This is a genomic window from Nocardia sp. NPDC050435, assembly GCF_040655395.1.
GTDB lineage: Bacteria > Actinomycetota > Actinomycetes > Mycobacteriales > Mycobacteriaceae > Nocardia.
The window spans coordinates 101,570-124,246 of the sequence record NZ_JBFAJW010000009.1 but is presented as its reverse complement, the minus strand read 5'-3'; the positions used below and the strand labels follow the sequence as shown (position 1 = coordinate 124,246).

Here is a 22,677-nt window from a genome sequence, read left to right as displayed (position 1 = left end):
CCGAAAATCGAGGGTTGCTGAGACGCCCTCGACGCTATTACCCCGCTCTGGCCCGTGTCTTAGCCGAGGATGAGAAACCTCTGAGGAGAGCCTGCGATCAGGGTGTGATGCGCGGGAATTCGCCGGTGTCGGCCTTGGTGGTGATGATCTGATCGGCGAGCGCCACCAGCACCGCCGGGTCCTCGATCGTGGAGGGAATGTCGTAGTCGTCGCCGGTGCTGATCTGGCGGATCGTCTTGCGCAGGATCTTGCCCGAGCGGGTCTTGGGCAGCCCGGCCACGATCACCGCGTCGGCCAGCTGCGCGATGGCGCCGACCTGGTCGCGCACCCGCTGGGTGAGTTCCGCGCGCAGCCGCTCCGGGTCCACCGCGACGTCTTCCTTGAGCACGACGTACGCGATCGGCCGCTGGCCCTTGAGTTCGTCGGGCAGCCCGACGACCGCGCACTCGGCGACCGCGGGATGCCCGGCGATCGCCGCCTCGATGCTGCCCGCCGAGAGCCGGTGCCCGGCCATGTTGATCACGTCGTCGCTGCGGCCGAGGACGAACAGGTAGCCGTCCTCGTCGAAGTAGCCGGAGTCGCCGGTCAGGTAGTGGCCGGGGAAGGCCGACATGTAGGAGCGCGTGAAGCGGGTGTCGTCCTGCCACAGGCCGGTCAGGGTGCCCGGCGGCATCGGCAGCCCGATCACGATATTGCCCTCGACACCCGCCGCGACGGGGTTGCCCTCGGCGTCGAGCACCCGCAGCCGGTAGCCGGGCACCGGCACCGAGGCCGAGCCGGATTTGATCGGAAGTTGTTGCAGGCCCAGGGGATTGGCGCAGATCGGCCAGCCGGTCTCGGTCTGCCACCAGTGATCGACCACGGGGCAGTCGGCGCGGCCGGCGAGCAGCACCTCGGTGGCCCACTGGTAGGTCGCCGGGTCCAGCCGCTCGCCCGCGCAGAACAGCGCGCGCAGCCCGGACAGGTCGTAGCGGTGGGCCAGGGTCGCCGCGGCGTCGGCCTTGCGGATGGCGCGCAGCGCGGTCGGCGCGGTGAACAGCACCTTGACCCGATGCTGCTCCACGATCCGCCAGAACGCGCCCGCGTCCGGGGTGCCGACCGGCTTGCCCTCGTAGAGCAGCGTCGTCGCGCCGACCAGCAGGGGCGCGTACACGATGTAGGAGTGCCCGACGACCCAGCCGACATCGGAGGCCGCCCACATCACCTCGCCCGGGCCGACGTCATAGATATTGCGCATGGACCAGGCCAGGGCCACCGCGTGCCCGCCGTTGTCGCGCACCACGCCCTTGGGCTTTCCGGTGGTGCCGGAGGTGTAGAGGATGTAGAGCGGGTCGGTCGCGGCCACCGCGACCGGATCCGCGCGGGGCGCGTCGCGCACCGCGTCGTCCCAGTCCAGCCACCGCACCGCGACCGTCGCGGCCGAGGCGGGCAGCGACTCCGTCGCCTCCTGCCACTCGCCGAATTTCATGGTCGGGAACTGCGGCCGCTGTTTGACGATCACATGACGAGGCACGGCGGTCTCGGCAAGATCCAACGCCTGCAGCACGATCGGCGGGTAATCGATCTTGCGACCGGGCTCGAGGCCGCCGGAGGCAGTGATGAGCAACACGGGCTCGGCGTCGTCGATGCGGGCCGCGAGCTCCGGTGCGGCGAAGCCGCCGAAGACCACCGAGTGCACCGCGCCGATGCGCGCGCAGGCCAGCATGGCGATCACGGCTTCGGGGATCATCGGCAGGTAGATCACCACGCGGTCGCCCACCCCGACCCCGAGCCGGGCCATCGCCCCGGCGAATTCGGCCACCGCGTCCAGCAATTCGGCGTAGCTGTACTGACCCCTGGTGTCGGTCATAGCCGAGTCGTATATTAGGGCCGTCTGGTTCGCCCGGTCGTCGCTCCCGCCGTGCACGTGCCGGTCGAGGGCGTTGTAGGAGGTGTTGAGGCGAGCATCCGGGAACCATCGGGGTACCGGTCGGGCTGCGGTGTCGACGATTTGGGTCGGCGGCACGTCCCAGTCGATGGCCGTGGCAGCGCTGCTCCAGAACTCGGCGGGATCCACCAAGCTGGTCTGATAGACCCGTCGGTAGTCGCTCTGCGCACCCACTGCTGTGACTCCCTAGCCCTCGCCTCGATACCCGCCTCGATAGATCTGGATGATTGTGGCAGACTTCACGCGACACCCGGGTGGGTGTCGTGACCTTTGGTTTTGCCTGGAATGGGCTGGTCAAGGCCCGTAGTCCACCTCGGAGTCACCCAAGAAGTTATTGATCCGTTAGAATCTGATGTCACTTATTTCGGCCGTCATAGACGCAATTTCTCGGCCAGCCGCAGTTCTCGGCCAGCTTCGCCTGTCGAGCCAGCATGTGATGGCGCATGGTTGGGGCCAGTTTGGAAAGTGAGTGGGAGATGCGTGACGCCGCTAGGTCCGGCAAGAAGCGCTGGGCGCTTGGCAATTGGGACCTGCGCTGGAAGGTTACGGCGGTCCTCGCCGTGCCGCTGGCGGTCGCGGTCGGGCTCGGCGTGTCGAGGATTACCTCAGAGTTCTCCGAAGCCGGTCGGCTGAAGGCCGTTTCGGAGAACATCGAGGTCATCCCGGCGGTGACCGGGTTACGTTCGACCTACAACACCGTTGTGGGTTCGCAGTTGATTTCGCTGGCTCCGGGCACGTCCATCGTGACCGACCAGAACCTGGCCGATCTGGACAAAGCGCTGGTCGTAGCCGAGAGCTCGGTGAGCGACCTGGATAATCTGCCGAAGGCGCGCGCCGCCTTCGAGAGCATGATCACCCAGGCGAAAGCCACTCGGGCCCAGGGCAAGGCGCCCACGCCCAACACGGCGGAGGCACTAGCCCAGATCGACAAGGCGACCAACGAGTCGGTCACCATCTTGGAGACCGCCGTCTCGCAGGTCAGCGACCCGGCGATGGATGCCGCGAAGCTGCGCCTTGTCGATTCGATCAACACCCGAGGCACCCTGCTGCCCGAGCTGGCGGCCTTCAGCGACTTCCTGCGCGGCTCGCAGACCGCCCTGACGAACTTCTACACCAGCGCCAGCACCGAGCGTCAGCTGCTCAACATGCTCGCGCACCGCTTCCCCGACGGCGACCCGGCCATCGCCGACCTGCGCGCCGGTGTCGACACCCGCGTCTCGCTGGTCAGCAGCCCCGAGGTGGCGCTGGGCAAGCTCCCGATCGGCGACCTCAAGAACTCGATGACGACCAGCCTGGACGTCTACGACCGGGTGATCGCCAAGGCCACCAAGGACATCGACGCCGCCATGTCGCGGCTGTCGTCCAAGGCCAATACCGACGCGTGGACCTACACCGCGGTCGTGCTCGCCACCATCCTGGCGGCGCTGTTGCTCGCCGTGTTCGTCGCGCGCTCGATGATCGTTCCGCTGCACCGCCTGCGCCTGGCCGCCCTGCGCGTCGCCGAGAGCGACCTGCCGCACGAGGTCGCCCAGCTGCGTAACGGCGCCGCCCCGGAAGACGTGCCGCTGGAACCGATGCCGGTGCGCAGCTCCGAGGAAATCGGTCAGCTCGCCCGCGCCGTCGACGACATCCACGGCCAGGCGCTGCGTCTGGCCAGTGACCAGGCGCAGATGCGTTCCCAGGTCAACGACATGTTCGAGACGCTGGCACGCCGCTCCAAGTCGCTCGTCGACCATCAGCTCAGCCTGATCGAGGCGATGGAGTACGACGAGAAGGACCCACGCCTGCTGGAGAACCTCTTCCGGCTGGACCACCTCGCCGCGCGTATGCGCCGAAACGGCGACAACCTGCTGATTCTGGCCGGCACCAAGCAGCGCCGCGCCAAGTCCGCCCCGGTCGAGATCGCCGACGTGCTGCGCGCCGCGATCTCCGAGGTGGAGGATTACGAGCGCGTGAAACTGGGCGCGACGCCGCGCGGTTCGCTGATCGAGCCCGCCGCCTCCGACCTCGCGCACCTGTTCGCCGAGCTGCTGGACAACGCCCTGCGTGCCTCGCCGCCGGAGACGGACGTGAAGTTCACCTTCGCGCAGGCGCACGACCAGGGTCTGCTGATCGAGGTCGCCGACCGCGGCATCGGTATGCCGCCGGCCGAGATGGTCGAGATCAACCGCCGTCTGGAGCAGACGGCAGAGCCGGGCCCCGACACCGCCCGTCACATGGGTCTGTTCGTGGTCGGCCGGTTGGCCGAGCGGCACGGTCTCACCGTGCGGCTGCGCCCGACCTTCGACACCGCGCGCGATCCGGGTGTAACGGTGACGGTGCACGTCCCGGTAGGCCTGATCGTGCACGGCAAAGCAAGCGTCCAGCAAACCGCGGCTCCGGCGGTTCCCGCCGCGGCCGCCGAGCGTCCGCGTCCGTCGAACCCGTCGTCGATGCAGATGCGCTCGGTCACCCGGACGCCGCAGGGCAACGTCATGGTGACGGTGGATCCCGGTGTCAGCGGCCCGATCCAGAATCGCGACGCCCCGCCGCCGAGCGCGCCCGCCGGCGCGGGCGGCCTGCCGCAGCGCCAGCCGGGTTCGGCCGCGGCCGCCGCGGGCATGCGCCAGGAAGGCCAGCCTTCGGGGCCGACCTTGCGCTCGGCCTCGGGCCAGGCACAGAACGGCCCGCAGCGCGGCAAGCTCGCCGCTGCGAGCCTGCCCAAACGCAACCTCGCGGGTGGCCCGCCGCCGCGTCAGCCGGGTACGTCCGAGCCATCGGTTTCCAGCGCTTCCGGCGGCCTGCCGCCGCGCGACGCCAATGCCGGTCTGCCGCAGCGCCAGCCGGGCGGCAACGGCGCGCCCCAGCCCACGGGCACGGGCGGTCTGCCGCAGCGTCAGCCCGGCGCCAACGGCGCACCCGGGCGGCCTGCCGAGGCCGGCCTGTCGCAGCGGCAGGCGCCGAGCCTGCCGTCCCGTGACGCGACGCCGAGCACCGCCAGCGGTCTGCCGCAGCGCGAGCCGGGCGTGAACGGCCCGACGGTGAAGGGCGCGACGGTGCCGCCGCCGCGAGTGAACCCGCCCGCGCCGCAGCGTGATTCGGGCACCGGCGCGGTGCCGCAGCGTCCGGCCGCGTCGACCGGTCTGCCGCAGCGTCAGCCGTCCGGTCTGCCGCAGCGTGACTCTGCCACTGGTTTGCCACAGCGTGAGCCTTCGTCGGGTGGTTTGCCGCAGCGGGATCCGCTGGCCGGTGGTCTGCCGCAGCGTGAGCCGACGGCCGGTGGTCTGCCGCAGCGGGATCCACTCGCGGGTGGTTTGCCGCAGCGTGAGCCTTCGGCCGGTGGTCTGTCCCAGCGCGATCCGCTCGCTGGTGGTCTGCCGCAGCGTGAGCCGACCGCCGGTGGTCTCCCGCAGCGTGAGCCTTCGGCCGGTGGCCTGCCCCAGCGCGATCCGGCGGCCGGTGGTTTGCCGCAACGCGAACCCAGTGCGCTGCCGCAGCGTGAGGCCGGTGGTCTGCCGCAGCGTCAGCCGGGCACCTCGCCGCTCGGCGGTGGCCTGCCGCAGCGTGAGCCCGGCGCCTCGCCGCTGGGCGGTGGCCTGTCCCGGCGGGAAGCCGCCTCCACGGAGCTGCCGCAGCGCACCGCCGGTCTGCCGCAACGGGAACGGGGCGCGGCCGATGTCGCGGACAGCGCGCTGTCCTCCGGCTCGATCGACCCGCAGGCGCCCGCCCGGGATCCGGGCAAGCACAGCATGCGGTCCGACCCGGCCAAGGCCGCCTCGTTCTTCCAGACTCGGTTGCAGCCCGCGGTCGAAACCGGATCCACGATGGACAGCCCGATTTTCGCCGAGATGATGTCGGCGTGGCTGTCGGATCCGAATCCGGACCGGTCCCAGGTTGCCGCTGCCTTCGAATCACCGGGTGACGAAGGCTGGCAGGCCGCCCGCAAGGCGGCGGAAGCACAATCCGAGAAAAAGACCGCTGCCGGGTTGCCGCAACGCGATCCGGGCGGAAGGCTGGTCCCCGGCGGTGTCACCGGTGCCGCCAGGGAACGGGCGCCCCGTCGCGATCCGGAAATGATCAGGTCCAGCTTGAGTCGTCACCAGCAGGGCGTCCGGGATGGCCGCTCAATGAAAGCACCCCTAACCGGAGAAGGAGACCGATGAACCCCGATCTAGGTGGTACGAATCGTCAACTGGATTGGCTGGTTTCGAACTTCGCCAACGAGGTTCCTGGCGTAGCCCATGCCGTCCTGGTTTCGGCTGACGGCCTACTCATGGCCGCGAGCGCACAGCTGCCCGTCGACCGCGCCGAGCAGCTCTCGGCGGTGACCGCGGGGCTCGCCAGCCTCTCGGTGGGTGTCTCGAACCTGTTCGAGGGCGGCACCGTGCTGCAGTCGGTTGTCGAGATGGAGCACGGTTACCTGCTGCTCATGGCGGTTGGTGACGGCTCCTACCTCGCGGTGCTGACCAACACGTCCTGCGACATCGGACAGGTCGGCTACGAAATGGCCTTGTTGGTCGAGCGTGTGGGCCAGACAGTGCAGGCCACGCCACGCGTCACGATGGGTTCCTGATGGTGGGATGGACATAGAAGATCACCGCGTGGGGAGCGCCGAGCCGAGCCTCGTCCGCCCATACTCGCTGACTGGCGGCCGCACCCGGCCGGCGGTCGAGTTGGCTTTGGAAGCTCTCGTCGCGTCGCATCCGGTCGCCCTGGAGCGGCAGTTCGAACTGACCAACATCGAGACGTCAATCGTGGAGTTGTGCAGAGAATCGCCCTCCGTTGCCGAACTTTCGGCGCGTCTGAGCATTCCGATCGGAGTGGCCCGAGTTCTCGTGGCCGACCTGATCGAAGCCGGGCATGTCCGCGTATCGGCGACTTTGAAAGACGATTCCAGCGACGATGAACGTCGCGAGCTGATCGAAAGGGTTCTCAGTGGACTCCGGCGTATATGATTCGACGGCGCATGTCGATACTCGGACCAGCAAGCCGACCTCGGCGAAGATCGTGGTCGCGGGTGGTTTCGGTGTCGGCAAGACCACGCTGGTCGGTGCCGTCTCGGAGATCGTTCCGCTGCGCACCGAGGCCTTGGTCACCAACGCCAGTACGGGAATCGACAACCTGACCGGCATTCCGATGAAGTCGACCACCACGGTGGCGATGGACTTCGGCCGGATCAGTCTCGCCGACGACCTGGTGCTGTATCTGTTCGGCACCCCGGGCCAGTACCGGTTCTGGTTCATGTGGGACGACCTGATCCGCGGTGCCATCGGCGCCGTGGTCCTGGTCGACACCCGCCGGCTGGAAGACAGTTTCGCGGCTGTCGACTACTTCGAGGCGCGCAACCTACCGTTCCTGGTGGCGCTCAACGAGTTCGACGACGCGCCGCGGTATCCGATCGAGGACATCCGCCAGGCCCTCGCGGTCTCCGCGGACGTGCCGATCCTCTCGATCGATGCCCGCCGCCGCGAGCCCGCCAAGCAGGCGCTGGTCTCGCTCACCGAGTACGCCCTGCGCAAGGTGATGCAGGGGTACTAGCGGTGTGAGCTCGTTGCCCGGAGGTGGTAGCGCGGCGTGACCATGCAGGGCGTCGCGAACACCGCCATCGGGTACTGAGTACGCTCCCTCGGTGCGCATTTCGGCCGAGGAACTACTCGAACAGCTGCTCGACGCGGGATCTTTCGTCAGCTGGGACCGGCCACCGCTGGAGGTGGCCGGTTCGACGCGGTATCGCGGCGAGCTGCGCCGGGCTGCCGAGGTGGCGGGCACCGACGAGGCGGTGCGCACGGGCGAGGGTCTGCTGCGCGGTCGCCGGGTCGCGGTCATCGCCTGCGAGTTCGGCTTTCTCGCGGGCTCGATCGGTGTGGCGGCGGCGGAGCGCATCGTCACGGCCGTGGAGCGTGCGACCGAACTCGGGCTGCCGCTGGTCGCCTCGCCCACCTCCGGCGGGACCCGGATGCAGGAGGGCACCGTCGCCTTCGTGCAGATGGTGAAGATCGCAGCCGCCGTCGCGGTGCACAAGGCTGCCGGGCACCCGTATCTCGTCTATCTGCGCGACCCGACCATGGGTGGGGTGTTCGCGTCCTGGGGTTCGCTGGGGCACATCACGTTCGCGCAGCCGGGGGCGCTGATCGGGTTCCTCGGTCCGCGCGTCTATAAAGCGTTGTACGACAAGCCTTTTCCGGAAGGTGTGCAGACCGCCGAGAACCTGTATCGCAACGGTGTGATCGATGGCGTGGTGCCGATCTCGGTCTTCCGGCGTATCGCGCACCGGGCGCTGAGCGTACTGGGCGGTATTCCGTTTCCGAGTGAGCCTGCGGCCCAACGAATTCCGGCGGTTCCGCCGGAGGATGTTCCGGCGTGGACCTCGGTGCTCGCCTCTCGCCGTCCCGACCGGCCGGGCATCCGTGACCTCTTACGTCATGTGACGCAACGGGTTCCGCTCAGCGGCACCGGACAGGGCGAGGCCGATCGCACCGTGGTGCACGCCCTGGCCCGGTTCCGCGGCCAGCCCTGCGTCGTCTTCGGTCACGACCGCTCGGGCCAGCGGGGCGAGAACACCATGGGCCCGGCTGCCTTGCGCGAGGCCCGCCGCAGCATGGCTCTCGCGCAGGAACTCCGGGTTCCGCTGGTACTCGTGATCGACACCGTCGGCGCGGCTCTGTCCAAGGAGGCGGAGGAGCGCGGCCTGGCTCCCGAAATCGCCCGTTGCCTGGCCGATCTCACCACCCTGCGCACCCCGACCGTCTCGGTTCTGCTGGGCCAGGGCACCGGCGGGGGAGCGCTGGCGCTACTGCCCGCCGACCGCGTCCTCGCCGCGACCCACGCCTGGCTCGCCCCGCTGCCGCCGGAGGGCGCCAGCGCGATCGTCTACCGCGACACCGATCACGCACCAGATCTCGCTGCCGCCCAGCGTATTCGGTCCGCGGATCTGCTCGCCGACGGCATCGTGGATCGCATCGTCCCGGAAAACCCGGACGCCGCAGACGAACCCGTCGACTTCGCCCGCCGCGTCGTGCAAGCCATCGCCGACGAGCTGACTCTGCTGCGCGGCCGGTCCGAATCCGACCTCGCGAGCCAACGGCATCGACGCTATCGCCGACTGGGCCTTACGGCGGCTCAGTGAGGGGAGGCGGGCTCAGCACCGCCGTGTTCGAGCTGGTGGTCTACCTGTTGCCGGCTCCGCACACACCTGAGGGTTACTCCTCGCCGAGCCAGGCCGGATGCCAGAGTCGCCCGACTTCGGTCCAGTTCATGAACCGCACGGCCCCAACGACCTTGGGTGTCACCCAGACGGCTTCCTTGCGTTCCTCGGCGGTGAGGGTGTTGTCGAACGGGCTGGTCTTGCGCTCCAGTTTCCGCAGGCGGCCGGCCAGCTCGCGCATGCCCTCGTCACCGAAGCCGGTGCCGACCCGGCCGACGTAGATCAGCCTGCCCTCGTGCGGGATGCCGACCAGCAGCGACTTGAAGCTGCGGGCCGCACTGCGGCGGTAGCCGCCCACCACCACCGCGAGGGTGCGCCAGTTGCGCTGTTTCACCCACGAGTGGCCACGTTTGCCCGGTAGGTAGACGGAGTCTTTGCGTTTGGCGACAACGCCTTCCAGCCCCTGCTCCTGGCTGTAGCGCAGCGCGTCGGCACCCGGCCCGTCCAGGCGCGGCGGCACCCGCATCGACGGGGCCGTGGCGGCCAGCGCTTCCAGGACCCGGCGGCGATCGGCATAGCGTTTGCGCACCAGCGAGGTGCCGTCGAGGTAGAGCACGTCGAAGGCGACGAACACCGCGCGCGCCGCATCCGCCTGGAGCAGACCGAGATTGGCGACGCCGTGGTCGTCGAAGACCACCGCTTCGCCGTCGAGAACCACATCGTGCCCGGCCAGTTCCGCGGCCAGTGGTCCGATACCCGGATAGCGGGAGGTCACCACGTTCCCTCGGCGGCTGCGCAGCGTTAGCCCGCCGGCGGTGACCTCGGCGATCAAACGGAAACCGTCCCACTTGGTTTCGAAGGACCAGTCGTTGTCGCCGAGATCGCCGACCTCACCCTCGGTGGCCAGCATCGGTTCCAGCCCACGCGGGAACGGGGCCGCCGCCTGGCGGCGCACCTGCTCCGGCCGGATGCCCTTCGGTTCGGTCGGTGCGTCTTTCGGCTCGGCGTCCGGGTTCTGGTCCCGCATCAGGTGCATGAGCCACTGGTTGCCGTTGGTCTGGATCAGCGCGAACCGGCCGTTCAGCCGCTCGCCGTGGAAGCGCACGATCACCTCGTCCGGGCGCCACTTCTCCGTCTCGTAGGTGCCGGAATCCCAGATCGTCATCTCACCGGCGCCGTACTGCCCCTTCGGAATCGCACCGTGGAAGTGCAGGTATTCCAGCGGATGATCCTCGGTGTGCACCGCCAGCCGATTCTGATCGGAGGAGGTCGGCGGGCCCTTGGGCACCGCCCAGGACGCCAGCACGCCGTCGCGTTCCAGGCGCACGTCCCAGTGCAGCCGGCGGGCGTGATGCTCCTGGACGACGAAGCGATTGCCGTCGGTGGCGGTGGGCGGCGCGGCGGGCACCGGCTCCGGGGTGCGCTTCGGATCGCGCATGGAGCGGTACTTCGTCAGCGCGTCGGTCTGCGCGGCGGGCCCGGCGGGATCGAGCCCGGCGAGCAGATCGCCGTCGTCGCTGAACCGGGCGAGCACCTCGTCGAAGCGCAGGTGCCGCAGCTTCTTCCCGTTCTCGATCTCACGCCAGCTACGCGGCGCCGCGACCGTCGGGAGCTCCCGGCCGCGCAGGGAGTAAGGCGCGATCGTCGTCTTGGCCGGATTGTTCTGGCTCCAGTCGAGGAAGACCTTGCCCGTGCGCACCTTCTTCGCCATCGTCGCGGTGACGAGATCGGGATGCAGCTTCTCCAGATTGGTGGCCACCTGCTTGGCGACGGTGGACGCGCCGCCCGGGCTGAGCGCCTTGCCCAGCGGGACGTAGAGGTGAATTCCCTTGCTGCCGCTGGTCACCGGGAAGGTCGGCAAGCCGATGCCCTCGACCATCTCCCGGACCAGCAGCGCCACCCGCGCGCACTCGGCCAGCCCGGCGCCGGGCCCCGGGTCGAGATCGAAGACGATCCGGGTGGCGAAACCGATCTGCTCACCGTCGAAACGCCATTGCGGCACATGGATTTCCAGCGCCGCCTGCTGCGCCAGCCAGGCCAGACCGGCCTCGGAATCGATGACCGGATAGACGGCGCGGCGGGAGGAGTGCTCGACGGTGTGGCGTTCCATCCACGCCGGCGCGTGCGAGGGCAGGTTCTTCTCGAAGAACGAGGAGGCTTCGACCCCGTCGGGCCAGCGCTTGCGCGTCACCGGGCGGCCCGCGATATGCGGCAGCATGGCCGGGGCGATCGCCGAATAATAGGCGATGACCTCGCCCTTTGTCGTCCCTGATGCCGGGTACAGCACCTTGTCGAGGTTGGTGAGATCAACCTCGACGGGGGGCCGGCCCGGGCTGCCACCGAACTCGCGGCGGGGAGACATAACCGAATTCTAGTGGCGGGGACCGACAATCGGCCCCCGTCGCACGTCAGGCCTGCGAGCCGGGCTGCTCCGGCGGCACCGCCTTCTTGGCGGCCTCCTGCACCTTGTCGATCTTGTCGGAGTATTTGCCCTGGGTCTTCTTGTCCACGAAGTCGCCGGCCTTGTCGACCGCGTCGTGGATTTTGTCGGCGTTCTTGGCCGCCATGTCCTTACCCTTGCCGACCAGGCCTTTGAGATTGTCCGCGAAACTCATTTCCCGGGTCCTTCCTGTCGATCGAGCGAGAAAAGTCGAAACCGTCTGGTTTCAACCAATATCCTCCCACCAGCCCTTTTCCTCCGGCACCTCGGGAAGTGCGCCGGGATCGATGCGCTGGCCGGGCATCGGCACCACGACCGGGGTGCCCGCCGCCGCGGCCGCCTGCACCATCCGCCGGACCGGCTCCGACCAGCCGTGGAAGGCCAGGTTGAAGGTCGCCCAGTGGATCGGCACGAGCAGGCCGTGGCCCGCGTCGCCGCCGCACAGATCGGCGTGCGCGCGCACCGCCTCCTCCGGATTCATGTGCACGTCGGGCCAGCGGGTGTCGTAGGCGCCGATCGGCAGCAGCGTCAGATCGAACGGGCCCAGCGCCGCACCGGCGTCGGCGAAGACCTTGGTGTAGCCGGTGTCGCCGCCGAAGTAGACCCGCCGGGTCGGGCCGACGATCGACCAGGACGCCCACAGCGTGGTGTTGCGGACCAGCCCGCGCCCGGAGAAGTGCCGGGCCTCGGTGCAGGTCAGCACCAGATCGGTGCCATCGCGCTCGCGGCCCAGCGCGGCCAGCGACACCGAGCCGCCCCAATCCAGTTCGACGATCCGGTGCTCGGGGACGCCCCAGTGCCGCAGGTGCGCGCCGATGCCGAGCGGCACCAGGAACGGCACCGACTGAGTCGAGACCAGCTCGCGGATGGTCGCCTTGTCGAGGTGGTCGTAGTGATCGTGGGAGATGATCACCGCGTCCAGCGGCGGCAGCTCCGACAGCGGCATCGGCACCGGATGCAGCCGGGCCGGGCCCACCAGCGCGGACGGCGAAACCCGTTCGCTCCAGACCGGATCGGTGAGCACCCGGTAGCCGTCCACCTCGATCAGCGCCGAGGCATGGCCGTACCAGGTGACGGCCAGGTCGGCCGCCTCGGCGGGTGCGGGCGGCGTCTGCAACGGGACCACACCGCGCGGGCGGCCCGCGTTGCGCCGGGTCAGCGCCGAGTACAGCAGCGAGGGCGCCGAACCGGCCGCGATCTGGCTGCTGGGCTCGGTGTTGTGGAACTGCCGGTTGCGGTAGCTCGCGGCCCCCGTCGCGTACGGCGCGATGGCCGACATGGAGGCGCCGATCGCCGACGGGATGTCCCAGACCGCGCGGACCACCCAGCCGACGCCGACGGCGCCGGCCACGGCGCCCAGAATCCGTTTCGCGTTCATCGCCGTATCCCCTTATCGTCCAAGGAATTTCGCCGTGCGCTTCTCTGACCTGGCCTGTCGCCCTTCTTGGGCGTCCGCGCTGGCCCAGGCCGCCGCCAGCGCTTCGCGCTGCTGCGCGGTGTCGGGATCGCGGGTGCCGTCGTCGTTGAGCACCAGCTTGAGGTGCCGCAGCGACAGCGGCGCGAGCTCGGCGATCGACTTCGCCCACGCCTGCGCGTCGGCGAGCGTGCCGAGGCGGTTGGCGAAGCCGTAGGTGTAGGCGTCCTGCGCCGTGACGCTCTCCGCGCCCAGCAGAACGCTGCGCGCCGGACCGCCGCCGATCAGCGACACCAGCCGGCGAATCGTCCACCGGTCCACCGAGATACCGAGCTTCGCGGCCGGGATCGCGAGGTAGGAATCCGGCGTCATCACCCGGAGGTCCGAGGCCAGCGACAGCTGCACGCCCGCGCCGAGCGCGCCGCCGTTGATCGCCGCGATCACGGGGATCGGCGCGGACTCGATGGTGTGCAGCATGTCCATCAGGTCGCCCAGGAACTGTTCGGAGTACACCCCGGTCAGATCGGCCCCGGCGCTGAACAGCGGGCCGCGCCCGGTCAGCACGAGCACCCGGGCGCCGTCTTCGACCGCGGCCAGCACGGCCTCGCGCAGCAGGATCACCAGCTCGTTGTTCAGGGCATTGCGACGCTCTTCGCGCTGCAACTCGATGGTGACGACGTCACCGTCGCGGCTGACTCCGAGCATGCCCACTCCCCGTGCTCAACGTAGTGATTGGTTACCTTTACTGTGCCACAGCCGGGGGCCGTGTTCGCTGAGGGCGTTACGATCACCACTCGTGCCGACAGATTTCGAGATCCTCGTGATCGGCGCTGGTCAGGCCGGACTGTCGGCGGGTTATCACCTGCGGCGCCTCGGACTGGAACCGGAGCGTGACTTCCTCATCGTGGACCACGCGCCGGGGCCGGGCGGCGCCTGGCAGTTCCGCTGGCCCTCGCTCACGCTGACCACCGTCAACCGGGTGCACGACCTGCCCGGCATGTCCTTCGCCGCGACCTTGCCGCCCGGGTCGGAGTCCGCGCCCGCGGCCACGGCGGTGCCGCACTACTACGCACGCTACGAGCGGGAATTCGATCTGCGCGTGCGGCGGCAGGTGTCGGTCCGCGTGGTGTGCGACCGGACCGCCGACGGCCGGCGGTGCGACGGCCGCGGCGAGGTACTGAGCGCCGAGACCGACGCGGCCGGGACCCTGCGGGTGCGCGGGCTGATCAACGGCACCGGGACCTGGGAGCATCCCTTCATCCCGGTCTATCCCGGCGCGGCGACCTTCGCCGGTCGGCAGCTGCACACCCGCGACTACCGGACCGCGGCGGAATTCGACGGTAAACATGTCGTGGTGGTCGGCGGCGGCATCTCGGCCGTCCAGCTGCTCGACGAGATCTCCCAGGTCACGACCACCACCTGGGTGACCCGCCGGGAGCCGGTCTTCCGCGACGAGGACTTCTCACCGGAAGCCGGACGCGCCGCGGTGGCCGCGGTCGAGGACCGGGTCCGGCACGGTCTGCCGCCCATGTCGGTGGTGTCGGTGACCGGGCTGCGCTGGGACGACCGGACGCGGGCCATGCGGGAACGCGGCGCGTTGCACCGGCTGCCGATGTTCGCGAGCATCGAGCCGGAGGGCGTGCGCTGGGCCGACGGATCGTTCCAGCGCGCCGACGTCATCCTGTGGGCGACCGGATTCCGCAGTGCCCTGGATCATTTGGCTCCGCTGCGGTTGCGCGGGCCCGGCGGCGGCATCACCATGACCGGCCAGCTGGCCACCCAGGTCGCCGTCGACCCGCGCGTCCACCTGATCGGTTACGGCCCGTCGGCCAGCACCATCGGCGCCAACCGCGCGGGCCGGGCCGCGGCGCGGGAATTGCGCGATTACCTCACTGGTAGCCGGCGGTGAAGGTGTCGGGATCGGGGCCGATGCGCTCCCCGGTGTCCATCGAGTCGATGGCCGAGAGCTGACCCTCGTTGAGCTCGAATCCGAACACATCGAAATTCGAGACGATGCGTTCCGGGGTGACCGACTTCGGAATGACGATGGTGCCGCGCTGCAGATGCCAGCGGATGATCACCTGGGCCGGTGTGCGGCCGAGTTCGTCGGCGATGGCGACGATGGTGGGGTGGTCGAGCAGGGTGCCCTGCCCGAGCGGGCTCCAGGCTTCGGTGGCGATGGCATTGGCCGCGTGGAATTCGCGGAGTTCACGCTGCTGTAGTCGGGGATGCAGTTCGACCTGATTCACCGCCGGGGTCTCGCCGGTCTCGGCGATCAATCGCTCCAATTGTGGCACTGTGAAATTCGAGACGCCGATCGAGCGGATTCGCCCTTGGGTTTTCAGGGCCTGGAAGGCGCGGAAGGTGTCGACGAACTTTCCCGCCACCTCGACCGGCCAATGGATCAGATACAGATCCAGATAATCGAGACCGAGCTTTTCCATGCTGGCGTCGAATGCCCGCAAGGTGGAGTCGTAGCCCTGCTCGGAATTCCATAGCTTGGTCGTGACATACACCTCGTCCCGGGGTAGGCCGGAATCGCGGATCGCTCTACCGGTGCCCTCCTCGTTGGCGTAGATCGCCGCGGTGTCGATGCTCCGATACCCGGCCCGCAGCGCGTTCGCCACCACGTCGGTCACCTCGTCCGACGGCACCTGGAATACGCCGAACCCGAGCTGCGGGATCACGTTCCCGTCATTCAGGATGATCGAGGGAATTGCGCAGGTCTCGCTTTTGAAAGTCACCGTTCCGACCGTAGAAGTGCGGCGCCCGCCCGTCAACGAACAGCCCGGGCGTGTTGACTCCGAAAAACTCCCTTACCAGCACTTTTCTCGCCGACGTGCCGCCGGGCACACCCGCACGGGCGGCGCGTCGCTAACCGCCCAGCGCGGGAATCAGGGTGGCGCTGTCGGTGACCACGGCGTGGCCCTGGAACGCGAAATCGTCGAAGGCGCGGGCCATGGCCGCCTTGTCCCGGCCGCCGACGGCGTCGCTGACCACCACCGGGACGAAGCCCAGATCGGTGGAGTGCGTGACCGTGGGCGCGATGCCGATCTCCAGGGCGACCCCGACGATCGCGTAGGCGTGGATGCCGAGATCGCGCAGGGTGGCCGCGAGCGGGGTGCCCTCGAACGCGGACATGGTGGTCTTGTCGAAGATCACCTCGTCCGGGCGGGGCCGCAGCTCGGGGACCAACTCGAAGGCTGGAGTATCACGCTGCAGAATGGGTTTCAGCTCCTCGACCGTCGCCGCGCCCTGCCAATTCATCGCCATGCGCAGGGCGAAACGGCCGCTGAGCCGCGGCGGCAGGAAGAAGTGGCGCAGGAAGATGACGGGGTAGCCGCCGGCCCGGGCGGCGGCCACGACCCGGGCCACGCGCTCGATGATCTCGGGGCCGTCCGGCAACTGGGAGAGCACGCCGACCTGCATGTCGTAGACGACGAGGGCAAGCTTGTCCGGGGCGCACAGATCGGCGTGTCCCTCGGGAATGTCGAGGCCGTTGCCAAACCGCATCGTCGGTGACTCCTAACTCGATATCACGCCGAATCCGTTGCGGGCGCGGCGCTTTCGCTCACTCTAGTCCGCGCTGCGCGGTAGCGGGGGTTCCGGACCGGGGTGCGGGGCTGTTGTCGCAGGTCATCCCGGGCGCTACCGTCGAGTGACCTCGAGGTGGCGGCCGTCCCTGTCCCCGCCGGCCGGCCCTTCGACCGAGGCTGGAGCCGAGGATGAACAGTGCACCGCGCCGGCGCCCGGCGAAACACGCGACGGATGTGCTCGTGACACCCCGGCAGGCGGCGACACTTCCCCTCGATTGGGCCCGAATTGCGAGGTTGACGCGTACCCTTTCCCAGGTGGGCGGCAATCGTGTAGTTACTCGTGGACTATTCGGATTACTCACTCGCTATAAAATCTTGCGCGCGGCCCGGAAAAGGAAATGTTCGCGGGCCGCGATATCGGTATGGCTTGTCGCGGGCGTCATTTCCGGCATGCAAATGATTGCGGCCGAATTGCCGGCGCGGGCCGATGTGCTGCTACGCCCGGATGCCGATCCGTTCTACGCGGCGGCGGCCGAGATGCCGTCGGTGCCGAACGGCGCGGTGCTCAAATCGCGCCCGATCGCCGTGTTCGGCCTGCCGCTGCCGATCCGGTCCTGGCAGTTGCAGTACCGCACCAGCGACGCGGCGGGTAAACCCATCGCGAGCGTGACCACGGTGCTCATCCCGGACACGCCCTGGCCGGGCGGCGGCGCCCGGCCGCTGCTGTCCTATCAGATCGCGGAGGACAGCCTCGGCATCCACTGCGCGCCCTCCTACGCCCTGCGCGGCGGCTGGCCGGTCGGCCTGAACACCATGCTCGACGCCCCGTTCATCGCCGACGCGCTGCGCCGCGGCTGGGGCGTGGTGACCAGCGACTACGAGGGGCCGAACTCGAGCTTCCTGGACGGCGTGATCTCCGGGCGCGGCGTGCTCGACGGCATCCGGGCGGCCCGCAACTTCGCGCCCGACGGTGTGAACGCGGCGAGTCCGATTGGCGCGTACGGCTATTCGGGCGGTGCGTTCGCAACGCTGTGGGCGGCTCAGCTCCAGCCCTCCTACGCCCCCGACGTCCGCTTCGCGGGCGTCACCTCCGGCGGCATCCCGGCCGACCTGCCCGGCATCGCCCGCCACGTGGAGGGCGGCATGCAGGCGGGGCTGGCGCTGCTCATCGTGCACACCACCGTCCGCAACACCCCCGAGGCCGGGGTCGCGGAACTGCTCAACGAGCGCGGGCGGGCGATGCTCGCCGAAGACGCCAACGCCTGCGGCGAGGAACTGATCCTGAAGTACAACGGCAGCCGGGTCGCGGAGTACTCGACCGTGCCGGATCTGCTGTCGCACCCGCGATTCCGCCAGGCCATCGCCCGCCAGGAACTCGGCGGCAGCGCGCCGACGGCGCCGCTGTACCTGTATCACAGCCGGACCGACGACGTGATCCCGCTCGCGGGCTTCACCGCGCTGGTCGACAGCTACTGCGCCCAGGGCGGCACCGTCCAGAGCGTGAGTTCGACTCTGCCCGGCCATAATCCGGCCGCGGTGGGTGAGGCCTTCGGCGCGATGGACTACCTCGGTGACCGATTCGCCGGCCGCCCGGTCGCCCCGGGCTGTCAGGCCCGCTGACAGAGACACGGCGCGTACCGGTGAACCGGTACGCGCCGCATCCGAGGGGTGGGACAGGTGGTCTAGTTGTTGTCGGCCCACTTGGTGGTGCCGTCGGGTGCGTTGAGCGTCTGGATCAGCTCGATGCCCGCGACGATCAGCGTAGGCCCGCCCACAATCAGGGTGCCCACCAGTCCGCCGATCGCGGCGCCGGTCACGACCGTCGCGAGGCCGAAAGCGCCGCCCAGGAAACCGATCAGCCCGATGCCCGCGCCGATCGCGGTGCCGAGGAAACCGCCGATGCTGGTGGCGACCGCGAACTGCGAGGTGAACTGATCCATCGCGCGCCGGTTCTCGATCGGCGAGGCGATCGCGGTGACCGGCACCGGGGTGGCCCGGGCGTAATCCTTGACCGCGGTCAGCTCGAGCGTCCGGCCGTCGTCGCGCACCGCGTGCGGCAGCGGGAACTCCAGGCCGTCGTGCCGGAACGACAGCGGCAGGGTGAGCACCGCGTTGCCGTCGGCGTCGTCGATATCCACGGCGTTGCCGGTGATCTCGAACGTGCCGCCGGTCAGGGTGGTGACGATCTTGTCGCCGACAAGCTTCGTCTCGTACCCGATCTGCGGGGCGGCGGCGGGTTCGGCGGCCGCGGTGCCCGACCCCAAGGCGACCGCGACGACGAGCGGCGCCGCGGCCGCAGTGATCTTTCGGAGGAACATTTCCCGGTTTCCCATCTTCATCAGATTCTTGCAAGCCCTACCAACGCCCTGCGGGCCGTAAATCCTTCCCCCCGAAGCCCTGCAGGTCGGATCTGATCCAGGCAACTGTGTCGCCGAAGAAGAATTTACCGTGTCATAGCCGTGCGGGACCCCGGAATCGGGGGCATACCAGCGGGTTTGGAATATTCGAGAATCAGATGGGCAAACCGAGTATTTCAGATCTGACTTTTCGCCTTTTCCAACGCTTTCGCGTTCGTGTCGTCTTGTGCCTGGAACGCCAGCGCGATGGCGTCGACGCCGCCGGCGAGCGATTCCACGCATTTGCTGAGCGACTCGATGCCTTGCAGACCGGACTCGGCGTCGGGGACGTATTTGGCGGCGAAGTTCTCGCCGATCTCATCGGCGCCCCAGCATTCGCCCTCGGCCTCGACGACCGACTGCACGTTCTTGATGGCGGTGAGCACCTTGTCGGCCACGGTGGCGATGCCCGGCTTCGTCGCCTTCAGCGCGTCCGGATCGACCTTCAGGGTGCTCATTTCCCGCCCTCCAGGTAGCTGCGATTGCGGTAGTACTCTTCTTCGGCCTCGGGATCGAGCTCGCCCGGTTCCGCCTGTGCGGCTTCGGGTTCCGGCAGTAGCGAACGGACCAGATCCTTGATGCTGGGCGCGCCGGGCACCAGATCGGGCAGGTCGGGGATGTCGGCGCCGAGCTGCTCGATCGAGCCGAACGCGCGCTGTGCCTCCTCGCCGGCCAGCCGGGCCGCCGCCTGTGTCGCCTCGGTGATGGCCAGGCCCAGCTTCTGCGGGGTGCTGCGCTTGAACGCCTCCGGATCGACGTGCACCTCGAGCGGCACCCCGGCCGAATTGGCGGTGACCCGGATCAGATTGTCGGAGGACCAGGCCGTCACCGTGGCCGTCGCCAATCGCGCCTGCGCCGCGGCGAATTCGCGCTGCTGCTCGGCGAAGGTGGCGAGCAGCGAATCCACCTCGCCGCGCAGTGCGTCGTTGCGGGCGCGCAGGGCTTCGCGCTCCTGGTCGGCCATGATGTCCTCCCCATGCTGGTGCTCCGTCAGTTCTTTGGACGCGGCGGAGCGGCTTCCGGTTCCAGTCTGCCGCCTGCCGCTCAGAACACCCAGTCGAGCAGCAGCGCACCGGCGCAGACCGCGATCACCAGGGCGAGCGCGAGCCCGTCGCGCCGGGTCGGCGCGCCGGGGCGCGCGGTCAGCTGCCCGGTGCCGCCCCGGGCGGTGATGGCCTCGCCGAGCTCGCTGGCGCGCCGGGTGGCCACCGCCATGGCGGCGGTGAGGATGTCGATGAGCGCGGCGTCGGCGGCCCGCTCCAGCAACCGGTCCTTGGGGCGCAGCTTGCGGGCCGCCCGCAGGACCCGGATCTCGTCGAGCAGCAGCGGCAGACTGCGCAGCATCAGGGCCACGACCACCGCCCACTCGTCCACCGGCAGCCGCAGCCGCCGCAGCGGAGCGCCCAGTTTCGCCAGGGCGGGGGCGATTTCACCCATCGGCGTGGTCCAGGCGATGACGAACGACGCCGCGACCAGCACCAGGCCGAAGACGGTGAGCTGGAGGAAGGCGAGTACCGATTTCAGCCCGACCGGCAGGTTGAGCAGCGCGCCCGCGGCGATCAAGCACCAGAACACCAGCGGCAGCCGGGGCACCGTGCGCAGCGGCAGCCGCGCCGCGGACCCGATCAGCAGCAGGAACACGATCATGATGCCGAGCACCAGCCAGGACGGCCGGTACATCAGCGTCACGCTGATCAGCAGGACCGCGATCATCTTCGTGCCCGCCCAGAGGCTGTGCACCGGACTGGCCACCGGTACCTGGCGGAACAGCACCATACTCATGCCTGGCCTCCCGGCTGCCGCACGGCGATCGTCGCCGGATCGATGTCCTGGACCCGTCCGGCCGTGAGCCGGACGGTGCGGTCGCAGACCGCGGCCATGTCGGCCACGTCGTGCGAGATGACGATCAGCGTCAGGCCGGAATCGCGCAGCTGGGCGATCAATTCGACGATGTCGGCGCGACCGCCGGGATCGAGTCCGGCCAGCGGCTCGTCCAGCACCACGACCTCCGGACGGCAGGTCGCGATGGCCGCGAGCACCACCCGTTTGGCCTGACCGCCGCTGAGCCGCTCGATGGAGTGGGTGATGGTGTAGCGGTCCAGGCTCACCGCGTCCAGCGCGCGCCCGGCCGCGCCCGAGCCCTTCGCGCGCCCGCCCCAGTCCGCGATCTCCTCGCCGACGGTCTCCTTCTGCAGTTGCAGCCGGGAATGCTGGAAAGCCAGCTGGACCCGGCCGATCTGCCGGTCGACCGGTTTGCCGGACAATTCGGCCGTGCCGGAGGTCGGCGTCAGCAGCCCGGCCAGGATCCAGGCGAGCGTCGACTTGCCGGAACCGTTGCCGCCCACCACGAGCAGCGCCTCGCCACGTCGCACCGACAGATCGATGCCGTGCAGGGCCTCGGCCTCCCACGGCGTGTGCCGGTTGTAGGTGTAGTGGACCTCGCGCAGCGTCAGCAGCGGCGGGCCCATCGGGCGGCGCCGGGCCTCGCGCGCCGGGCGCGGCCAAGCGGGCAGGTGCGCGACCGCGCGCCCGGCGGCCAGGTGCACCACCCGGTCGGCGGCGGCCGCGTCGGCCTCGTGGTGAGTCACCAGCACCACGGCCATCGGGTGGCGCGTGGGCAGATCGGCCAGCAGCGTGACCAATTCCTTGCGGCCCTCGGGATCGATCATGGAGGTGGCTTCGTCGGCGATGAGCAGCGCGGGGCGCCGGGCCAGCGCGGCCGCCACCGCGAGCCGCTGCTGCTGACCGCCGGACAGCGTCGCGGTCTCCTTGCCGCCCAGGCCCGCCAGGCCCACCTCCGCGAGCAGGCTGTCGACATCGACCTGCCCGGCCAGTTCCGTCGGCAGGCCCCACACCACGTCGTCGGCGACCAGCACGCCCAGCGTCTGGCTCTCCGGCCGCTGCAACACCAGCGCCGTGCCGCCCAGATGCCCCAGCCCGGCCGACCCCGGCCGGCGCACCTCGCCGGAGGTCGGCGGCAGCCCGGCCAGCAGCCGGGTCAGTGTCGACTTGCCGGAACCGTTGTGCCCGACCACCGCGACGAACTCGCCGAGGCCGACCGTCAGGTCGATGTCGCGCAACGCGTCGGAGGCAGCGCCGGGATACCGGAAACCGGCCGCGCGCAACGTGACCGGCAGCGGCGCGATCGGCCGGTCGTCGGCGGGGGCGTCCAGGCGATCGTGGCTGGGCAGCCAGGCCAGCCGGTCCAGCACCGAACCCAGCACGAACCAGGACACCAGCGCGCTCGCCACCACCCCGGCGGCGACGCTGAGGCCGATGTAGAGCCACCAGGAGCGCAGCACCGCCTCGGTGAGGTCGACCACGCCCTGGCCCACGGGCGCCGCGGCGGGGGCGCGTTCGAGGATGCGGTCGACGCCGGCGGCGGTATCGCGCAGCGAACGGAAGATCAGCATCCGGGTCTGGGTGAAGACCAGCAGCATGACGACCGAGAACACGCCCCAGGCCAGCCCGGCCAGCAGCGCCAGCCCGAACACCGAGACGAAACCGCGCTCGCGCCGCTTCACGCCGCCGATGATCCCGCCGATGGTCGCGGTGCCGAGAATGCCGATCGCCGGCATCAGGCCCGCCGCGACGAAGGTGACCAGGGTGGCCGCGACCGCGGTGGTGGCCACCGCCCGCAGCCGGTACCGGTGCGCCAGCATGCCCATCGGCACCGCGGCCACCAATTGCAGCGCCGCGGCGAACGGCACCACCGCGCCGACGGTGACCAGCCCGACCGTGACCCCGCCCAGCACCGCCCCGGTCGCCAGCTCGATCGGCCGCAGCGGGCCGGTTTCGGAGGCGCCGGGCGGGGGCGCGGTCATCAGCTCAGGCACGGAAC

At 69.6% G+C, this 22,677-nt stretch carries 19 protein-coding genes; 7 read left to right on the top strand and 12 right to left on the bottom strand.

Annotated elements, in window-relative coordinates:
- Positions 1-97 precede the first annotated feature (97 nt).
- The gene (locus AB0I43_RS26415; RefSeq protein ID WP_356975153.1) at positions 98-2,101 is read right to left on the bottom strand and encodes an AMP-binding protein; all 2,004 of its coding nucleotides are present in this window, start codon (positions 2,099-2,101) and stop codon (positions 98-100) included.
- Positions 2,102-2,403: 302 nt separating this feature from the next.
- Between AB0I43_RS26415 and AB0I43_RS26410 the strand changes: the two genes are divergently transcribed.
- The 5 genes from AB0I43_RS26410 (at position 2,404) to AB0I43_RS26390 (ending at position 9,032) form a co-directional block, all read left to right on the top strand.
- Entirely contained in the window at positions 2,404-6,069 is a 3,666-nt protein-coding gene (locus AB0I43_RS26410) for an ATP-binding protein (RefSeq protein WP_356975155.1), read from the top strand.
- Positions 6,066-6,479, top strand: a complete 414-nt coding sequence (locus AB0I43_RS26405) for a roadblock/LC7 domain-containing protein (protein WP_011207200.1) — start codon at positions 6,066-6,068, stop codon at positions 6,477-6,479. The genes AB0I43_RS26410 and AB0I43_RS26405 overlap by 4 nt, the downstream gene beginning before the upstream one ends.
- Positions 6,480-6,486: 7 nt before the next feature.
- Positions 6,487-6,861 (top strand): DUF742 domain-containing protein, encoded by a 375-nt coding sequence (locus AB0I43_RS26400; protein ID WP_356975156.1) that lies wholly within the window; start codon positions 6,487-6,489, stop codon positions 6,859-6,861.
- Positions 6,842-7,444, top strand: coding sequence for an ATP/GTP-binding protein (locus AB0I43_RS26395; RefSeq protein WP_356975158.1), 603 nt, complete (start codon positions 6,842-6,844; stop codon positions 7,442-7,444). Before AB0I43_RS26400 ends, AB0I43_RS26395 begins: the two co-directional genes overlap by 20 nt.
- A gap of 91 nt (positions 7,445-7,535) precedes the next feature.
- Positions 7,536-9,032, top strand: coding sequence for a carboxyl transferase domain-containing protein (locus AB0I43_RS26390; protein ID WP_356975159.1), 1,497 nt, complete (start codon positions 7,536-7,538; stop codon positions 9,030-9,032).
- A gap of 73 nt (positions 9,033-9,105) precedes the next feature.
- On the opposite strand, the gene AB0I43_RS26385 is transcribed toward AB0I43_RS26390, so the two are convergent.
- Genes AB0I43_RS26385 through AB0I43_RS26370 form a run of 4 tightly spaced genes read right to left on the bottom strand, consistent with a single transcriptional unit; the run spans position 9,106 to position 13,609 of the window.
- Complete coding sequence (locus tag AB0I43_RS26385) at positions 9,106-11,412, bottom strand: ATP-dependent DNA ligase (RefSeq protein WP_356975161.1); 2,307 nt, start codon at positions 11,410-11,412, stop codon at positions 9,106-9,108.
- Between the two features lie 46 nt (positions 11,413-11,458).
- Complete coding sequence (locus AB0I43_RS26380; RefSeq protein ID WP_356975162.1) at positions 11,459-11,665, bottom strand: antitoxin; 207 nt, start codon at positions 11,663-11,665, stop codon at positions 11,459-11,461.
- Between the two features lie 51 nt (positions 11,666-11,716).
- The gene (locus AB0I43_RS26375; RefSeq protein ID WP_356975164.1) at positions 11,717-12,868 is read right to left on the bottom strand and encodes an MBL fold metallo-hydrolase; all 1,152 of its coding nucleotides are present in this window, start codon (positions 12,866-12,868) and stop codon (positions 11,717-11,719) included.
- 12 nt (positions 12,869-12,880) lie between these two features.
- The gene (locus tag AB0I43_RS26370) at positions 12,881-13,609 is read right to left on the bottom strand and encodes an enoyl-CoA hydratase (protein ID WP_356975166.1); all 729 of its coding nucleotides are present in this window, start codon (positions 13,607-13,609) and stop codon (positions 12,881-12,883) included.
- A 91-nt stretch (positions 13,610-13,700) separates the two neighbouring features.
- On the opposite strand from AB0I43_RS26370, the gene AB0I43_RS26365 reads away from it, so the two are divergent.
- Positions 13,701-14,813: an NAD(P)-binding domain-containing protein gene (locus AB0I43_RS26365; protein ID WP_356975167.1), complete on the top strand. Its 1,113-nt coding sequence runs from the start codon at positions 13,701-13,703 to the stop codon at positions 14,811-14,813.
- Here the strand turns inward: AB0I43_RS26365 and AB0I43_RS26360 are convergent.
- Entirely contained in the window at positions 14,794-15,648 is an 855-nt protein-coding gene (locus AB0I43_RS26360) for an aldo/keto reductase (RefSeq protein ID WP_356975169.1), read from the bottom strand. The genes AB0I43_RS26365 and AB0I43_RS26360 overlap by 20 nt on opposite strands.
- 130 nt (positions 15,649-15,778) lie before the next feature.
- A complete protein-coding gene (locus tag AB0I43_RS26355) occupies positions 15,779-16,417 on the bottom strand; it encodes an isochorismatase family cysteine hydrolase (RefSeq protein ID WP_356975171.1) in 639 nt (212 codons plus the stop codon).
- A gap of 473 nt (positions 16,418-16,890) precedes the next feature.
- On the opposite strand from AB0I43_RS26355, the gene AB0I43_RS26350 reads away from it, so the two are divergent.
- Entirely contained in the window at positions 16,891-18,060 is a 1,170-nt protein-coding gene (locus tag AB0I43_RS26350) for a lipase family protein (protein WP_356975172.1), read from the top strand.
- A gap of 62 nt (positions 18,061-18,122) precedes the next feature.
- Here AB0I43_RS26350 and AB0I43_RS26345 read toward each other — a convergent pair whose 3' ends face one another.
- From AB0I43_RS26345 to AB0I43_RS26325, 5 genes are all read right to left on the bottom strand, one after another.
- Positions 18,123-18,773 (bottom strand): ammonium transporter, encoded by a 651-nt coding sequence (locus AB0I43_RS26345; RefSeq protein WP_356975173.1) that lies wholly within the window; start codon positions 18,771-18,773, stop codon positions 18,123-18,125.
- 200 nt (positions 18,774-18,973) lie between these two features.
- Positions 18,974-19,294 (bottom strand): hypothetical protein, encoded by a 321-nt coding sequence (locus tag AB0I43_RS26340; RefSeq protein WP_356975175.1) that lies wholly within the window; start codon positions 19,292-19,294, stop codon positions 18,974-18,976.
- Positions 19,291-19,800: a YbaB/EbfC family nucleoid-associated protein gene (locus AB0I43_RS26335; RefSeq protein WP_356975177.1), complete on the bottom strand. Its 510-nt coding sequence runs from the start codon at positions 19,798-19,800 to the stop codon at positions 19,291-19,293. The genes AB0I43_RS26340 and AB0I43_RS26335 overlap by 4 nt, the downstream gene beginning before the upstream one ends.
- 80 nt (positions 19,801-19,880) lie before the next feature.
- Positions 19,881-20,618: an energy-coupling factor transporter transmembrane protein EcfT gene (locus AB0I43_RS26330; RefSeq protein WP_356975179.1), complete on the bottom strand. Its 738-nt coding sequence runs from the start codon at positions 20,616-20,618 to the stop codon at positions 19,881-19,883.
- Complete coding sequence (locus AB0I43_RS26325; protein ID WP_356975285.1) at positions 20,615-22,660, bottom strand: ATP-binding cassette domain-containing protein; 2,046 nt, start codon at positions 22,658-22,660, stop codon at positions 20,615-20,617. The genes AB0I43_RS26330 and AB0I43_RS26325 overlap by 4 nt, the downstream gene beginning before the upstream one ends.
- Positions 22,661-22,677 lie beyond the last annotated feature (17 nt).

Excerpts from the sequence above, each read along its gene's own strand:
- AB0I43_RS26325 (WP_356975285.1), bottom strand. The coding sequence starts at position 22,660 with ATGACCGCGCCCCCGCCCGGCGCCTCCGAAACCGGCCCGCTGCGGCCG.
- AB0I43_RS26410 (WP_356975155.1), top strand. The coding sequence starts at position 2,404 with ATGCGTGACGCCGCTAGGTCCGGCAAGAAGCGCTGGGCGCTTGGCAAT.
- AB0I43_RS26350 (WP_356975172.1), top strand. The coding sequence starts at position 16,891 with ATGCAAATGATTGCGGCCGAATTGCCGGCGCGGGCCGATGTGCTGCTA.
- AB0I43_RS26405 (WP_011207200.1), top strand. The coding sequence starts at position 6,066 with ATGAACCCCGATCTAGGTGGTACGAATCGTCAACTGGATTGGCTGGTT.
- AB0I43_RS26400 (WP_356975156.1), top strand. The coding sequence starts at position 6,487 with ATGGACATAGAAGATCACCGCGTGGGGAGCGCCGAGCCGAGCCTCGTC.
- AB0I43_RS26355 (WP_356975171.1), bottom strand. The coding sequence starts at position 16,417 with ATGCGGTTTGGCAACGGCCTCGACATTCCCGAGGGACACGCCGATCTG.
- AB0I43_RS26330 (WP_356975179.1), bottom strand. The coding sequence starts at position 20,618 with ATGAGTATGGTGCTGTTCCGCCAGGTACCGGTGGCCAGTCCGGTGCAC.
- AB0I43_RS26345 (WP_356975173.1), bottom strand. The coding sequence starts at position 18,773 with ATGGGAAACCGGGAAATGTTCCTCCGAAAGATCACTGCGGCCGCGGCG.
- AB0I43_RS26375 (WP_356975164.1), bottom strand. The coding sequence starts at position 12,868 with ATGAACGCGAAACGGATTCTGGGCGCCGTGGCCGGCGCCGTCGGCGTC.
- AB0I43_RS26370 (WP_356975166.1), bottom strand. The coding sequence starts at position 13,609 with ATGCTCGGAGTCAGCCGCGACGGTGACGTCGTCACCATCGAGTTGCAG.
- AB0I43_RS26335 (WP_356975177.1), bottom strand. The coding sequence starts at position 19,800 with ATGGCCGACCAGGAGCGCGAAGCCCTGCGCGCCCGCAACGACGCACTG.
- AB0I43_RS26340 (WP_356975175.1), bottom strand. The coding sequence starts at position 19,294 with ATGAGCACCCTGAAGGTCGATCCGGACGCGCTGAAGGCGACGAAGCCG.
- AB0I43_RS26380 (WP_356975162.1), bottom strand. The coding sequence starts at position 11,665 with ATGAGTTTCGCGGACAATCTCAAAGGCCTGGTCGGCAAGGGTAAGGAC.
- AB0I43_RS26385 (WP_356975161.1), bottom strand. The coding sequence starts at position 11,412 with ATGTCTCCCCGCCGCGAGTTCGGTGGCAGCCCGGGCCGGCCCCCCGTC.